This is a genomic window from Pseudomonas sp. XWY-1, assembly GCF_002953115.1.
Classification (GTDB): domain Bacteria; phylum Pseudomonadota; class Gammaproteobacteria; order Pseudomonadales; family Pseudomonadaceae; genus Aquipseudomonas; species Aquipseudomonas alloputida.
Genome location: NZ_CP026332.1, coordinates 5,089,587 through 5,104,132, shown reverse-complemented (window position 1 = coordinate 5,104,132; position 14,546 = coordinate 5,089,587). Strand labels below are relative to the sequence as shown.

The following is a 14,546-nucleotide window of genomic DNA, read 5'->3' as shown; positions in this document are numbered from 1 at the left end:
TGGAGTCCCTATGAGCAGAAAATACTTTGGTACCGACGGCATTCGTGGCCGCGTCGGCGAATACCCGATCACGCCTGACTTCATGCTGAAGCTTGGCTGGGCGGCCGGCATGGCCTTCCGCAAGCAAGGCCATTGCCGCGTGCTGGTGGGCAAGGACACGCGTATCTCCGGCTACATGTTCGAGTCCGCACTCGAAGCCGGCCTGTCCGCGGCAGGTGCCGATGTGATGCTGCTCGGGCCGATGCCGACACCGGCCATCGCTTACCTCACGCGTACCTTCCACGCCGAAGCCGGTATCGTCATCAGTGCCTCGCACAACCCGCACGATGACAACGGCATCAAGTTCTTCTCGGGCCAGGGCACCAAGCTGCCGGACGAGGTCGAGCTGATGATCGAAGAGCTGCTCGACCAACCGATGACCGTTGTCGAGTCGGGCAAGTTGGGCAAGGTTTCGCGTATCAACGATGCCGCCGGCCGCTACATCGAATTCTGCAAGAGCAGCGTGCCGAGCAGCACCAGCTTCGACGGCCTCAAGCTGGTGGTCGACTGCGCCCATGGTGCTACCTACAAGGTTGCGCCCAGCGTATTCCGTGAGCTGGGTGCCGACGTGACCGTGCTGCATGCGCAACCGGACGGCCTGAACATCAACGAAGGTTGCGGCTCGACACACATCGAATCGCTGCAGGCCGCTGTACTGGTCGGGCATGCCGATCTCGGCATTGCCTTTGACGGTGACGGCGATCGCGTGCTGATGGTCGACCACACGGGCGCCATCGTCGACGGTGACGAGCTGCTGTTCATCATTGCTCGCGACCTGCAGGAACATGGCAAGCTGCAAGGCGGGGTGGTCGGTACGCTGATGAGTAACCTGGGCCTGGAGCTGGCGCTCAAGGACCTGGACATCCCGTTTGTGCGGGCCAAGGTCGGCGACCGTTACGTCATGGCCGAGCTGTTGGAGCGTGAATGGCTGGTCGGCGGTGAAAACTCCGGTCACGTCGTGTGCTGCAACCACACCACAACGGGCGACGCGATCATTGCCGCGCTGCAGGTGTTGATGGCGCTCAAGCGCCGGGGCGAAACCCTGGCCCAGGCCCGTCAGGCCCTGCGCAAGTGCCCGCAGGTGCTGATCAATGTGCGCTTTGGCGCCAGCAAGGTCGACCCGCTGGAGCACCCCGCCGTCAAGGAAGCCAGTGCCAAGGTTACCGAAGCGCTGGCGGGGCGGGGTCGTGTGCTGTTGCGCAAGTCCGGTACCGAGCCGTTGGTGCGGGTCATGGTTGAGGGCGAAGACGAAAGCCAGGTGCGGGCCCATGCTGAAGCACTGGCCAAACTGGTCGGCGAAGTTTGTGTCTGAAGGCGCTTGCCAGCGCAGATCTGGTTGGGTAAGATCTGCGCCCACTTTGACCGACGAGGTAAAGCATGCGTCGCCCTATGGTAGCTGGTAACTGGAAAATGCACGGTACCCGCGCTAGCGTCGCTGAGCTGACCAAAGGCTTGAGTAATCTCGCCTTGCCGAGCGGAGTGGAAGTCGCCGTATTTCCACCGGCCTTGTTCATCAATCAGGTGATTGATGGCCTGGCAGGTAAAGAAATTACTGTCGGCGCACAGAATTCTGCTGTACAACCCGAACAGGGTGCGCTGACCGGGGAAGTTGCTCCCGAGCAGCTGGTTGAAGCAGGTTGCAAGTTGGTGTTGATTGGCCATTCGGAGCGTCGCCAGATTATTGGTGAAACCGACGAAGTGCTCAATCGCAAGTTTGCAGCAGCCCAGGCCAAAGGCTTGAAGCCAGTGCTTTGCATAGGGGAAACCCTTGAGGAGCGCGAGGCTGGCAAGACGCTCGAAGTTGTCGGGCGTCAACTAAGCAGTATCATCGAAGCATTCGGTGTTAAGGCTTTTGCCGATGCAGTAATTGCCTATGAGCCTGTATGGGCCATCGGTACGGGCCTTACGGCCACGCCACAGCAGGCCCAGGATGTGCACGCCGCCATCCGCGGCCAGTTGGCGGCAGAAGATGCTGAAGTGGCTGCGAAGGTGCAGTTGCTATACGGCGGCAGCGTGAAGGCGGCCAATGCGGCCGAACTGTTCGGCATGCCGGATATCGATGGGGGTCTCATTGGTGGGGCTTCCCTGAACGCAGACGAATTCGGTGCAATTTGTCGCGCCGCAGGAAACTGAACAAATGCTGGAAACAGTCATCGTTGTTTTTCATCTGTTGGCAGCGCTGTCGCTTGTAGTGCTGGTTCTGTTGCAACAGGGTAAAGGTGCTGAAGCAGGTGCATCTTTCGGCGCGGGGGCCTCAAACACCGTGTTCGGGAGCCAAGGCTCTGCAACGTTCCTAAGTAAATTAACTGCTATACTCGCTGCCACTTTCTTTTTGACAGCACTTGGGTTAGGATACTTCGCGAAGCAACAAGCTCACCAGCTTAGCCAAGCAGGTCTTCCAGATCCAGCAGTGCTAGAAGTGAAAGAGCCGCAAAAACCGGCAGTTAATGATGATGTACCGGTGCTCCAACAGCAGAAGAGCGAAACCACCAATAATACGGGTGATGTACCTCCTCCGGCTCAAGAGCAGAAGTAACGGGTTTCAAGTAGTAGTATTGCCGAGGTGGTGGAATTGGTAGACACGCAACCTTGAGGTGGTTGTGCCCATAGGGTGTAGGGGTTCGAGTCCCCTTCTCGGTACCAATTAAAGCTTGAGAGCCCGCTTTAGCGGGCTTTCTTGTAGGTGAATGTTTGGATTTGACCCTCAACAGGGTTCGGTCTTATACTTTTGCCCCAGCTTTGTCGCGGGGTGGAGCAGCTTGGTAGCTCGTCGGGCTCATAACCCGAAGGTCGTTGGTTCAAATCCAGCCCCCGCAACCAGCTTCAGCGGAGCCCCTTTTCAGGGGCTTTTTGCTAACCGAACAGTTTCGGCGTCGTTGTCCTACGGCGCTTTCAGGGATGGGCGCTTCGCCCATTTTTTATTTGCACAGCATGCACGAGGGGGTTCAGGTGTCGAGCAAGCTAGAACAGTTGCAGGCCTTGTTGGCCCCGGTTGTCGAGGGTCTGGGCTATCAGTGCTGGGGGATCGAATACGTTTCCCAGGGTAAGCATTCGGTACTGCGCATCTACATCGACAAGGAAGGCGGTATTCTGGTGGACGACTGCGAAGCAGTCAGCCGTCAGGCCAGCGCAATCCTCGATGTGGAAGATCCAATCAGCAGTGAGTACACCCTCGAGGTGTCTTCTCCAGGCATGGATCGCCCACTGTTCACGCTGGAACAGTTTGCCTCGCATGCCGGCGAACAAGTGAAGATCAAGCTGCGCTCACCCTTCGAGGGTCGTCGTAACTTCCAGGGCCTTCTCCGCGGTGTGGAGGAGCAGGATGTGGTGGTCCAAGTGGACAACCAGGAGTTCCTGTTACCGATCGACTCGATCGACAAGGCCAATATTATTCCCAGTTTTGACTGAGACGTGCCGGGCCCGGCGGACTATCCGGGCCCAATGGCTTGCGCAAGGCGAGGCGTACGATGAGCAAAGAAGTACTGCTGGTTGTTGAATCGGTATCCAACGAAAAAGGTGTACCGCCCGGCGTCATTTTCGAAGCGCTGGAAGTGGCCCTGGCCACTGCAACCAAAAAACGTTTTGAAGACGAAGTCGACCTACGTGTGGAAATCAACCGCCACACCGGTAGCTACGAGACTTTCCGTCGCTGGACCGTGGTCGACGAAGCCGATCTTGATGATCCGGCGATCGAGACCTGGCTGGACAAGATCAAGGACACCCACCCTGAAGCCAAGGTTGGTGACGTGATCGAAGAGAAGATCGAGTCCATCGAGTTCGGTCGTATTGCCGCCCAGACCGCCAAGCAGGTCATCGTGCAGAAGGTCCGTGAGGCCGAGCGTGCCCAGGTGGTCGATGCCTACCGTGAGCGCGTTGGCGAGATCATCTCCGGTACCGTGAAAAAGGTTACCCGCGACAACGTCATCGTTGACCTGGGCAACAACGCCGAGGCCTTGTTGGCTCGCGAAGACATCATTCCGCGCGAAACCTTCCGTGTTGGCGTGCGCCTGCGTGCGCTGCTCAAGGAAATTCGCACCGAAAACCGTGGCCCACAGCTGATTCTGTCGCGCACCGCGCCGCAGATGCTGATCGAGCTTTTCCGCATTGAAGTGCCGGAAATTGCCGAGGGCCTCATCGAAGTCATGGCTGCTTCCCGTGATCCGGGTTCGCGAGCCAAGATTGCCGTCCGCTCCAAGGACAAGCGTATCGATCCGCAAGGTGCCTGTATCGGCATGCGTGGTTCGCGCGTCCAGGCCGTATCCGGGGAGTTGGGTGGTGAGCGTGTGGATATCGTCCTGTGGGACGATAACCCGGCGCAGTTCGTCATCAACGCCATGTCGCCGGCTGAAGTCGCGGCGATCATCGTTGATGAAGATGCCCATGCCATGGACATCGCCGTCGCCGAGGACAACCTGGCCCAGGCCATTGGCCGTGGCGGTCAGAACGTTCGCCTGGCCAGTCAGTTGACCGGCTGGACCCTGAACGTGATGACCGAGAAGGACATCCAGGCCAAGCAACAGGCCGAAACCGGTGACATCCTGCGCAATTTCATCGAGGAACTGGAAGTCGACGAGGAGCTGGCCCAAGTGCTGGTCGACGAAGGCTTCACCAGCCTTGAAGAAATTGCCTACGTACCGTTGGAAGAAATGCTCAACATCGATGGCTTTGACGAAGACATCGTCAATGAGCTCCGCGCTCGAGCCAAGGACCGTTTGTTGACCAAGGCCATCGCTACCGAAGAAAAACTGGCAGACGCCCACCCGGCCGAAGACCTGCTCTCCCTTGAGGGCATGGACAAAGACCTGGCGGCTGAACTGGCGGTGCGCGGCGTGGTTAACCGCGAAGACCTGGCCGAGCAGTCGATCGACGATCTGCTCGACATCGACGGCATCGACGAAGAGCGTGCCGGCAAGTTGATCATGGCCGCCCGAGCCCACTGGTTCGAGTAATTAGGCGCGGCCTGAGGAGAGAAGTGCATGACGCAAGTCACGGTGAAAGAACTGGCCCAAGAGGTCGAGGCACCGGTAGAGCGCCTGCTGCAGCAGATGCGTGAGGCAGGTCTGCCGCACACCGACGCCGGTCAGGTAGTGACCGACAATGAGAAGCAGACCTTGCTGACTCATTTGAAAAGCAGCCACAAGAGCAAGGCGGAAGAGCCGCGCAAGATTACCTTGCAGCGCAAAACCACCAGCACCCTGCGTGTCGCCGGTAGCAAGAGCATCAGCGTAGAAGTACGCAAGAAGAAAGTTTTCGTTCAGCGCAGCCCTGAAGAAATCCAGGCTGAGCAGAAGCGTGAGCTGGATGAGCGCCGCGCGGCTGAAAATGCCGCTCGCGACAAGGTCGAGGCCGAAGTTCGCCAGCGCAACGAAGAGCAGGCTCGCCGTCAGGCCGCCGGCTCCGCAGCCGCCGCCCCTGCGCCTGCTGCCAAGCCAGAGCCGGCTCCTGCCGCTGCTCCGGTCGCTGCTCCGGCCCCGGTAGTCGCAGACGCCCCGGCCTCTGAAGACGCCGCGGCCCGTGCTGCCGAGCGCAAGAAAGACGAGACCCGTCGCAACGAAAGCCGTACCCGTGATGACGACCGTCGTCGTGGCGAGGCACCTCGCGTGTCGATCAAGGTCAAGGTCAAGGAGAAGGAAAAGGCGCCGACTCCGCGTGCCGCTCCGCGCACTACCGACGAAGAGAGTGATGGCGCTCGTCGTGGTCGTGGTGGCAAGAGCAAGCTGAAAAAGCGTAATCAGCACGGCTTCCAGAACCCGACTGGCCCCGTCATCCGTGACGTGACCATCGGCGAGACCATCACGGTCTCCGAGCTGGCCAACCAGATGTCCGTCAAGGGCGCTGAAGTGGTCAAGTTCATGTTCAAGATGGGGACCCCGGTTACCATCAACCAGGTGCTCGACCAGGAAACCGCTCAGCTGATCGCCGAAGAGCTGGGCCACAAGGTCACTCTGGTCAGCGATACCGCCCTGGAAGACTCCCTGGCCGAATCGCTGAAGTTCGAAGGCCAGACCGAGTCGCGTGCGCCGGTGGTTACCGTCATGGGTCACGTTGACCATGGTAAGACCTCGCTGCTCGACTACATCCGTCGTGCCAAGGTTGCCGCTGGCGAGGCCGGTGGTATCACCCAGCACATCGGTGCCTACCACGTGGAAACCGACCGCGGCATGGTCACCTTCCTCGATACCCCAGGTCACGCTGCGTTTACCCAGATGCGTGCCCGTGGTGCCAAGGCAACCGACATTGTCATCCTGGTGGTGGCGGCGGACGACGGTGTGATGCCACAAACCCGCGAAGCCGTTCAGCATGCCAAGGCAGCCGGTGTTCCGCTGGTCGTTGCGGTGAACAAGATCGACAAGCCAGGTGCTGACCTCGATCGCATCCGTAACGAGCTGTCCGTCGAAGGCGTTACCTCTGAGGACTGGGGTGGTGACACGCCGTTCGTCAAGGTTTCGGCGAAGATGGGTACCGGTGTCGACGAGCTGCTCGAAGCCGTTCTGCTGCAGGCCGAGATCCTCGAACTGACCGCTACCCCAACCGCGCCAGGTCGTGGTGTGGTCGTCGAATCGCGCCTGGACAAGGGCCGTGGCCCGGTGGCGACCATCCTGGTTCAGGACGGTACCCTGCGTCAGGGCGACATGGTCCTGTGCGGTTCCAACTATGGCCGCGTTCGCGCCATGCTCGACGAGAACGGCAAGCCTGTGAAGGAAGCTGGCCCGTCGATCCCGGTCGAGATCCTCGGCCTGGACGGTACTCCGGAAGCCGGTGACGAGCTGTCCGTGGTTGCCGACGAGAAGAAAGCCCGTGAAGTTGCCCTGTTCCGTCAAGGCAAGTATCGCGAGGTCAAGCTGGCCCGTGCTCACGCCGGCAAGCTGGAAAACATCTTCGAGACCATGGGTCAGGAAGAGAAGAAAACCCTCAACATCGTTCTCAAGACCGATGTGCGTGGTTCTCTGGAAGCGCTGCAGGGTTCGCTCGGCGGCCTGGGCAACGACGAAGTGCAAGTGCGTGTGATTGGTGGTGGCGTCGGTGGTATCACCGAGAGCGACGCCAACCTGGCGCTGGCTTCGAATGCAGTACTGTTCGGCTTCAACGTGCGTGCCGATGCCGGTGCGCGCAAGATCGTCGAGCAGGAAGGTCTGGATATGCGTTATTACAACGTGATCTACGACATCATCGAAGACGTCAAGAAGGCCCTGACCGGCATGCTCGGCAGCGATGTTCGCGAGAACATCCTGGGTGTCGCCGAAGTGCGTGACGTGTTCCGTTCGCCGAAGTTCGGCGCCATCGCTGGCTGTATGGTCATCGAGGGTACCGTGTACCGCAACCGTCCGATTCGCGTACTGCGTGATGACGTTGTGATCTTCGAAGGCGAGCTGGAATCGCTGCGTCGCTTCAAGGACGATGCTTCCGAAGTCCGTTCGGGCATGGAGTGCGGTATTGGCGTCAAGAGCTACAACGACGTCAAGGTCGGCGACAAGATCGAAGTCTTCGAGAAAGTCCAGGTGGCTCGTACCCTTTAAGGGCGAGCGAGCCGCAAGCGCCTGCTACAGGGCGGCTTGCGGTACCTCTTCAGGTAGCGCCCGGTCAGGCATTCGTCTGTCCGGGCGTTTGCCGCTTTAAGTTACAGGTAGCAAGAATGGCCAAAGAATATAGCCGTACCCAACGTATTGGCGATCAGATGCAGCGCGAGCTGGCCGAGCTGATCCGTCGCGAAGTCAAGGATCCGCGTGTCGGTCTGGTGACTATCACCGCCGTGGACGTGAGCCGTGACCTGGGCCATGCCAAGGTGTTCATCACCGTCATGGGCGAGGAAACCCCGGATGCCGTGCAGCAGTCGCTCAAGGCATTGAATAGCGCCGCCAGCTTCCTGCGTCTGCACCTGGGGCGTTCGATGCAACTGCGCAGCGTGCCGCAGCTGCACTTCCATTTCGATGAAAGTGTCAGCCGTGGTGTGCACCTGTCGGCGCTGATCGAGCGTGCAGTGGCCGAAGACCGCCTGCACAAGGATGCCGACGAGTCGGACACCAAGGAGTAAGCGGTGGCCCAGGTCAAACGTATCCGCCGCAATGTCAGCGGCATCATCCTGCTCGACAAGCCGCTGGGCTTCACTTCCAATGCCGCCTTGCAGAAAGTGCGTTGGCTGCTGAACGCGGAAAAGGCCGGCCATACCGGTAGCCTCGACCCGCTGGCGACCGGCGTGTTGCCGCTGTGCTTCGGTGAAGCGACCAAGTTTTCGCAGTACTTGCTGGATTCCGACAAGGGCTACGAAACCGTCATGCAGATGGGGCAGACTACCAACACCGGCGATGCCGAGGGTGAGGTGCTGCAGACCCGCGAGGTGACCGTTGGTCGCGCCGACATCGAGGCACTGCTGCCACGTTTTCGCGGCCCGATCAGCCAGATACCGCCTATGTACTCGGCGCTCAAGCGTGACGGCCAGCCGTTGTACAAGCTGGCACGTGCAGGAGAGGTAGTGGAGCGCGAGGCGCGTTCTGTTACTATTAACCGCTTGGAGTTGCTCGAGTGCGAAGGCACCCGTGCACGGCTGAGCGTAGGATGCAGCAAAGGCACCTATATCCGCACGCTGGTGGAGGATATCGGTGAAGCCCTTGGTTGCGGCGCCTATGTCGCCGAGCTGCGCAGGACCCAGGCAGGGCCCTTTGCGCTGGCACAGACGGTCACCCTCGAGGAACTCGAACAGGCCCATGCCGAAGGTGGCAACGAAGCGCTCGACCGCTTCCTGATGCCATCGGACAGCGGGCTGCAGGACTGGCCGTTGGTCAGCCTGTCGGAACACAGTGCGTTCTACTGGCTGCATGGCCAGGCGGTACGCGCGCCGGACGCGCCACAATTTGGCATGGTTCGGGTACAGGATCACAATGCACGCTTCATCGGTATCGGTGAAGTGAGCGAAGACGGGCGCATTGCGCCGCGTCGGCTGATTCGGTCGGAATGACCGAAACCGCGGGGTCAGGCAGTTGCCGAGCCCCACGGCATCAAGGGTGGCTGTCAGTAGGCACGGTCACACCTTTTTTATTAATACAGGGATTTGTCCCTGGCCTATTGGACCCCGCATGCGGGATCCGTTATCAGGAGAAGCCACATGGCCCTCAGCGTTGAAGAAAAAGCTCAGATCGTTGCCGAATATCAGCAAGCCGCCGGCGATACCGGTAGCCCGGAAGTGCAGGTTGCTCTGCTGACCGCCAACATCAACAAGCTGCAAGGCCACTTCAAGGCCAACGACAAAGACCACCACTCCCGTCGTGGTCTGATCCGTATGGTCAACCAGCGTCGTAAGCTGCTGGATTACCTGAAGGGCAAAGACACCACTCGTTACAGCGCCCTGATCGGTCGCCTGGGCCTGCGTCGCTAATAGCGGCCTGGTCAGTGGTGTGCGTGGGGTGTCGCAGGCTTCGGCAGGGCTGTTTTGCAGCGCTGCCGTTGGGCACTTCACGCGTATCTCCGAGGTTGGCAGCCTGGCAATGCTGAGCGGTTTTTCCGCTTGGTGCCAGGCTCCCAGCCTCGTGTTGTATCTGGACGGTCAATGGGGCCGATTCCCCGTTCTGCCCAAGAATTCGCAAGAAACCAGTTCCCCCAAGAGCCACTGAAAAAGGTAGGAAACCGTGAACCCGGTAATCAAGACTTTCCAGTTCGGTCAATCGACCGTCACTCTCGAAACGGGCCGTATTGCCCGTCAGGCAACCGGCGCCGTGCTGGTTACCGTCGACAACGACGTCACCGTGCTGGTGACTGTGGTAGGCGCCAAACAGGCTGATCCAGGCAAGGGTTTCTTCCCGCTGTCGGTTCACTACCAGGAAAAGACCTACGCCGCTGGCAAGATCCCAGGTGGCTTCTTCAAGCGTGAAGGCCGTCCTTCCGAGAAAGAGACGCTGACCTCGCGCCTGATCGACCGTCCGATCCGTCCGCTGTTCCCGGAAGGCTTCATGAACGAAGTGCAGGTCGTCTGCACCGTGGTTTCCACCAGCAAGAAGACCGACCCGGACATCGCTGCGATGATCGGTACCTCGGCTGCCCTGGCCATTTCCGGTATTCCGTTCGAAGGCCCGATCGGCGCTGCCCGCGTTGCCTTCCACGAAAGCACTGGCTACCTGCTGAACCCGACCTATGAGCAACTGGCTGCCTCGAGCCTGGACATGGTCGTTGCCGGTACCTCCGACGCTGTACTGATGGTTGAGTCGGAAGCTCAAGAGCTGACCGAAGACCAGATGCTGGGTGCCGTACTGTTCGCCCACGACGAATTCCAGGCTGTTATCCAGGCTGTCAAAGAGCTGGCTGCCGAAGCTGGCAAGCCGACTTGGGACTGGAAACCTGCCGTTGCCAACACCGAGCTGTTCAATGCTATCCGCGCCGAGTTCGGCGAAGCGGTTTCGCAGGGTTACACCATCACCGTCAAAGCCGACCGCTACGCGCGTTTGGGTGAGCTGCGTGACCAGGCGGTTGCCAAGTTCTCCGGTGAAGAAGGCCAGCCTTCGGCTTCCGAAGTAAAAGAGATCTTCGGCGAAATCGAATACCGCACCGTTCGCGAAAACATCGTCAACGGCAAGCCACGTATCGACGGCCGCGACACCAAGACTGTACGCCCGCTGAACATCGAAGTGGGTGTACTGCCGAAAACTCACGGTTCGGCACTGTTCACCCGTGGCGAAACCCAGGCCCTGGTCGTTGCGACCCTGGGTACTGCCCGTGATGCCCAGCTGCTGGACACCCTCGAAGGCGAGAAGAAAGACCCCTTCATGCTGCACTACAACTTCCCACCGTTCTCGGTAGGTGAGTGTGGCCGCATGGGCGGTGCTGGCCGTCGCGAAATCGGCCACGGCCGTCTGGCCCGCCGTTCGGTTCAGGCCATGCTGCCTGCTGCTGACGTGTTCCCGTACACCATCCGTGTGGTTTCGGAAATCACCGAATCCAACGGTTCCAGCTCCATGGCTTCGGTCTGCGGTGCATCCCTGGCCCTGATGGACGCCGGTGTGCCGATGAAGGCGCCGGTTGCCGGTATCGCCATGGGCCTGGTCAAGGAAGGCGACAAGTTCGCAGTCCTGACTGACATCCTGGGTGACGAAGACCACCTGGGCGACATGGACTTCAAGGTAGCCGGTACCGCCAAGGGCGTCACCGCGCTGCAGATGGACATCAAGATCAACGGCATCACCGAAGAGATCATGGAAATCGCCCTGGGCCAAGCCCTGGAAGCGCGCCTGAACATCCTCGGCCAGATGAACCAGGTCATTGGCCAGTCGCGTACCGAACTGTCGGCCAACGCCCCGACCATGATCGCGATGAAGATCGACACCGACAAGATCCGCGACGTCATCGGTAAAGGCGGCGCCACCATTCGCGCCATCTGCGAAGAGACCAAGGCTTCGATCGACATCGAAGACGACGGCTCGATCAAGATCTTCGGCGAAACCAAGGAAGCGGCGGATGCTGCCAAGCAGCGCATCCTGGGCATCACCGCTGAGGCCGAGATCGGCAAGATCTACGTCGGCAAGGTTGAGCGCATTGTCGACTTCGGCGCCTTCGTCAACATCCTGCCTGGCAAGGACGGTTTGGTGCACATCTCCATGCTGAGCGATGCTCGCGTCGAGAAAGTCACCGACATCCTCAAGGAAGGCCAGGAAGTTGAAGTGCTGGTACTGGACGTGGACAACCGCGGCCGTATCAAGCTGTCGATCAAGGACGTCGCTGCGGCCAAGGCCTCGGGCGTCTAAGCGACCGTCACGCTATAGAGAAAGGGCCCTTCGGGGCCCTTTTTTCAGGTTCTTCACGGATTGCCGGGAAAGTCATTCTTGATCTTCATGAAAAAGAATTCGCTGTCCCGGTAACCGTAAGCCATCCGCTTGATCACCTTGATCCGGTTGTTGATGCCTTCCAGCTGGCCCGTATGCATCGGCCATCGCACCCTGCTCAAGATGCCGCGCCAGTATCCCTTCAGGCGTTTAGCAAACTGCTTCAGTGCCGGTATCGCGCTTTCATCAGCCAGACGCAGCCACTGCTTCCAGGCTGATCGCCAACCCCAGGCGGTGGTGGGCGACCACAGCGCTTTTAACTCTGCTTTCATCAGATAAACCGTCATCAGCGATTGGTTAGCCGACAGCAGATCCCTCAGGTGCACCTGTTGATCTTTTCGCTTGAGATTTTCCGGATTACGCAGCAGTAGCCAGCGTGCTTGCTTGATCACCCTGCGCGCGGGTTTGTCATGGCGCAGACGGTTGGCTTCGTCGACCCGTACCCGGTCAATCACCTCGCGCCCATACTTGGCGACTACATGAAACAGGTCGTAGACCACGCGTGCCTGAGGGCAGTGTTGGCGTACCTCCAGGTCAAATGCGGTGTTCATGTCCATCGCCACTGCTTCGATCCGCGCACAGCCTTCTGGCCCCAACTCCTCAAAGAAGGGCCTGACAGCCGCTCTGCTACGTCCTTCGCCAATCCACAGAACCCGGCGGGTATCGGCGTCCAGCACCACGCTGGCGTAGCGATGGCCTTTGAACAGGGCGAACTCGTCCATCACCAGGCGCCTGGGCTGGGCCTTTGGTAGCTTCTCTAGAGCGGCTTGTAGAGCTCGTCGCTCCAGCAAGCGCACACTGTCCCAATGCAAGTCAAACAGCTCAGCGACGTGCAGGGTAGGCAGCCGCTGGCAAGCCTGGATCACGGCCTCGGCCAAGCGCTGGGTCATACGCGAATAGCGATCAAGCCAGCTGACTGACTCCATCCGCTTGCCGCATGCGCGACACCCAACGCGCCGCAGTTCCACATTCAACCGTACCGCATGGCCAAGAATGGGGAGATCACGGATCGAACGCTGGCAGTATTCGTGGATGGCGGTGCTGGGCTGATGGCAGCCGCTGCAGGTGGGGAACCTAGTGGGCTGCGGAATCAGGTCGATCAGCAGATCGTCGCCGTCAGGCCTGATGGCAATGACAGAAAAGCCCTCCCAAAAGGGCAGAAACGTATTAATATCGTGCACAAGAACGCCGGTTTGTTGATGTGTTTGCTCGCACGAACATCATCCATCAAACCGGCGTTCTTGTTTCTGTCTTTCCCGGGATTCCGTGAAGAACCTTTTTTCATGGGGACGGGAACCTTTTGCGGACTTGCATCTTGCATGCAGGTTTACCGCGCTGATTGCAAAATGCACGACCACCGAAGTGATAGATATTTGCTAACTTATTGATTTAAAAGGAAATAACAGAAGCAGCAAAGCTGGCACAGCCCGTGCAACTACCTTCATACCTGACGCCAGGACATACGGCGCAGACCTTTCGAAAAACAGGAGTGACCCACATGAAGAAGTTCGCCATTGCTGCCGCTACTGCTACCGCTCTGACCCTGACCATGGCTAACGGTGCATTCGCCGCTGAGCCAACCCAGGCTCCAGTCATGTTGGCGGCCAACACCGTCGACAACGCCAAGCAAGAAGGCTCCGACACTTGGATCACTACCAAGGTCAAAGCTGATCTGCTGACTGAAAAAGGCATCCCAGGCAGCGACATCAAAGTCGAGACCAGCCAAGGTGTTGTTTCGCTGTCTTCTGATGTGAAGGTTACCGAATCGCAGAAAGCAGAAGCGGTGCGCATTACCAAGAACATCAAAGGCGTCAAGAGCGTAATGTCTGACGGCCTGAAAGCCGAATAAGGAATGTCCCGTCGGCCAAATGGATTTGGCCACTTTCATCGAAGCCCTGGCCCGTGCCAGGGCTTTTTCTTGCGCTCAATACACCGGGTTGCGCGCGATCACATCGCTTTCGAAGCATTCCTGCTCAAGGATCAGAGGCTCCACCAATGGGCGGCTGTCGCGAAAATGTGCGGTCTGGGTATGCGCTTCATACGCAGCATCATCGCGGTAGATTTCGTACAGGTAGATCACCTCCGGATCAACCCGGTCCTGCGACACATCGAACACCAGACAGCCAGGCTCACTCGCCACGGAAGCTGCAGCATTGACCTTGATTGCACTCAGGAAAGCTTCGGCGCATCCAGGCTTCACTCGGGTCTTGATGAACAGGCTATACACAAATCTCTCCTTTTGTTTTAAATTCAATAATGAATTGTATACAAAAATGGAGCTTTGCCAATGTCCGAATTGCCTGCACGCCCTGGCCGCCTGAATGGCTTGCGCCACATCGCCCTGCTGGTGCCTAACCTGGAAGAGTGTGAACGCTTCTACGTCGATGTGCTGGGCATGGAAGTGCTGAATCGCGCCAATGAGGACCTGGTGTACCTCACTTGCGGTAACGACAACCTGTCATTGGGGCGTGGGGCAGGGGCGGCCAACGGGTTGCAGACCCTGGATCACTACGGGTTCATTGTCGACAGCGTGGAGGAGTTGGAAGCCTGGTACCAGTACTTCAAGGCTCATGGCGTGACCTTGCTCGACCGGCCGTTCAACCATGGTGACGGCGCACGCAGCTTCCACCTGCTGGACCCGGCCGGGAACAAGGTTCAACCGCTGTATCACCCGGCGGTGTCGGGGCAGCGGTTGGTTTGAAG

The 14,546-nt window shown here is 59.2% G+C and carries 14 protein-coding genes and 2 tRNA genes; 14 read left to right on the top strand and 2 right to left on the bottom strand.

Annotated elements, in window-relative coordinates:
• Positions 1-10 precede the first annotated feature (10 nt).
• The 12 genes from glmM (at position 11) to pnp (ending at position 11,765) form a co-directional block, all read left to right on the top strand.
• On the top strand, positions 11-1,351 hold the full coding sequence (gene glmM / locus PRJ_RS23880) for a phosphoglucosamine mutase (protein WP_014592408.1): 1,341 nt from the start codon (positions 11-13) through the stop codon (positions 1,349-1,351).
• Positions 1,352-1,416: 65 nt separating this feature from the next.
• Positions 1,417-2,172 carry a triose-phosphate isomerase gene (gene tpiA / locus PRJ_RS23875; protein WP_003249956.1) on the top strand — a complete coding sequence of 252 codons (756 nt, stop codon included), beginning with the start codon at positions 1,417-1,419 and terminating at the stop codon, positions 2,170-2,172.
• Positions 2,173-2,176: 4 nt separating this feature from the next.
• Complete coding sequence (gene secG / locus PRJ_RS23870; RefSeq protein WP_020193781.1) at positions 2,177-2,575, top strand: preprotein translocase subunit SecG; 399 nt, start codon at positions 2,177-2,179, stop codon at positions 2,573-2,575.
• Positions 2,576-2,596: 21 nt separating this feature from the next.
• Positions 2,597-2,682: transfer RNA gene (locus tag PRJ_RS23865), tRNA-Leu, on the top strand.
• 100 nt (positions 2,683-2,782) lie between these two features.
• Positions 2,783-2,859 (top strand) — tRNA-Met (locus PRJ_RS23860).
• Between the two features lie 129 nt (positions 2,860-2,988).
• A complete protein-coding gene (gene rimP, locus PRJ_RS23855; protein WP_003249960.1) occupies positions 2,989-3,447 on the top strand; it encodes a ribosome maturation factor RimP in 459 nt (152 codons plus the stop codon).
• Between the two features lie 59 nt (positions 3,448-3,506).
• The gene (nusA, locus tag PRJ_RS23850; protein WP_003249963.1) at positions 3,507-4,988 is read left to right on the top strand and encodes a transcription termination factor NusA; all 1,482 of its coding nucleotides are present in this window, start codon (positions 3,507-3,509) and stop codon (positions 4,986-4,988) included.
• Between the two features lie 27 nt (positions 4,989-5,015).
• A complete protein-coding gene (gene infB / locus PRJ_RS23845; RefSeq protein ID WP_003249965.1) occupies positions 5,016-7,556 on the top strand; it encodes a translation initiation factor IF-2 in 2,541 nt (846 codons plus the stop codon).
• Positions 7,557-7,672: 116 nt separating this feature from the next.
• Complete coding sequence (gene rbfA, locus PRJ_RS23840; RefSeq protein ID WP_003249967.1) at positions 7,673-8,071, top strand: 30S ribosome-binding factor RbfA; 399 nt, start codon at positions 7,673-7,675, stop codon at positions 8,069-8,071.
• A 3-nt stretch (positions 8,072-8,074) separates the two neighbouring features.
• Entirely contained in the window at positions 8,075-8,992 is a 918-nt protein-coding gene (gene truB, locus PRJ_RS23835) for a tRNA pseudouridine(55) synthase TruB (RefSeq protein WP_104962587.1), read from the top strand.
• Positions 8,993-9,139: 147 nt separating this feature from the next.
• Positions 9,140-9,409 (top strand): 30S ribosomal protein S15, encoded by a 270-nt coding sequence (rpsO, locus tag PRJ_RS23830; RefSeq protein ID WP_003249971.1) that lies wholly within the window; start codon positions 9,140-9,142, stop codon positions 9,407-9,409.
• Between the two features lie 250 nt (positions 9,410-9,659).
• The gene (pnp, locus tag PRJ_RS23820; RefSeq protein ID WP_064493341.1) at positions 9,660-11,765 is read left to right on the top strand and encodes a polyribonucleotide nucleotidyltransferase; all 2,106 of its coding nucleotides are present in this window, start codon (positions 9,660-9,662) and stop codon (positions 11,763-11,765) included.
• A 53-nt stretch (positions 11,766-11,818) separates the two neighbouring features.
• On the opposite strand, the gene PRJ_RS23815 is transcribed toward pnp, so the two are convergent.
• The gene (locus PRJ_RS23815; RefSeq protein WP_104960601.1) at positions 11,819-13,024 is read right to left on the bottom strand and encodes an ISL3 family transposase; all 1,206 of its coding nucleotides are present in this window, start codon (positions 13,022-13,024) and stop codon (positions 11,819-11,821) included.
• Between the two features lie 317 nt (positions 13,025-13,341).
• On the opposite strand from PRJ_RS23815, the gene PRJ_RS23810 reads away from it, so the two are divergent.
• Positions 13,342-13,692, top strand: a complete 351-nt coding sequence (locus PRJ_RS23810; RefSeq protein ID WP_003249976.1) for a BON domain-containing protein — start codon at positions 13,342-13,344, stop codon at positions 13,690-13,692.
• A 75-nt stretch (positions 13,693-13,767) separates the two neighbouring features.
• Here PRJ_RS23810 and PRJ_RS23805 read toward each other — a convergent pair whose 3' ends face one another.
• Positions 13,768-14,070, bottom strand: a complete 303-nt coding sequence (locus PRJ_RS23805; protein ID WP_014592403.1) for a putative quinol monooxygenase — start codon at positions 14,068-14,070, stop codon at positions 13,768-13,770.
• A 60-nt stretch (positions 14,071-14,130) separates the two neighbouring features.
• On the opposite strand from PRJ_RS23805, the gene PRJ_RS23800 reads away from it, so the two are divergent.
• Positions 14,131-14,544 carry a VOC family protein gene (locus tag PRJ_RS23800; protein WP_010955354.1) on the top strand — a complete coding sequence of 138 codons (414 nt, stop codon included), beginning with the start codon at positions 14,131-14,133 and terminating at the stop codon, positions 14,542-14,544.
• The last annotated feature ends 2 nt before the right edge of the window (positions 14,545-14,546 follow it).

Excerpts from the sequence above, each read along its gene's own strand:
- glmM (WP_014592408.1), top strand. The coding sequence starts at position 11 with ATGAGCAGAAAATACTTTGGTACCGACGGCATTCGTGGCCGCGTCGGC.
- tpiA (WP_003249956.1), top strand. The coding sequence starts at position 1,417 with ATGCGTCGCCCTATGGTAGCTGGTAACTGGAAAATGCACGGTACCCGC.
- secG (WP_020193781.1), top strand. The coding sequence starts at position 2,177 with ATGCTGGAAACAGTCATCGTTGTTTTTCATCTGTTGGCAGCGCTGTCG.
- nusA (WP_003249963.1), top strand. The coding sequence starts at position 3,507 with ATGAGCAAAGAAGTACTGCTGGTTGTTGAATCGGTATCCAACGAAAAA.
- infB (WP_003249965.1), top strand. The coding sequence starts at position 5,016 with ATGACGCAAGTCACGGTGAAAGAACTGGCCCAAGAGGTCGAGGCACCG.
- rbfA (WP_003249967.1), top strand. The coding sequence starts at position 7,673 with ATGGCCAAAGAATATAGCCGTACCCAACGTATTGGCGATCAGATGCAG.
- rpsO (WP_003249971.1), top strand. The coding sequence starts at position 9,140 with ATGGCCCTCAGCGTTGAAGAAAAAGCTCAGATCGTTGCCGAATATCAG.
- PRJ_RS23810 (WP_003249976.1), top strand. The coding sequence starts at position 13,342 with ATGAAGAAGTTCGCCATTGCTGCCGCTACTGCTACCGCTCTGACCCTG.
- PRJ_RS23800 (WP_010955354.1), top strand. The coding sequence starts at position 14,131 with ATGTCCGAATTGCCTGCACGCCCTGGCCGCCTGAATGGCTTGCGCCAC.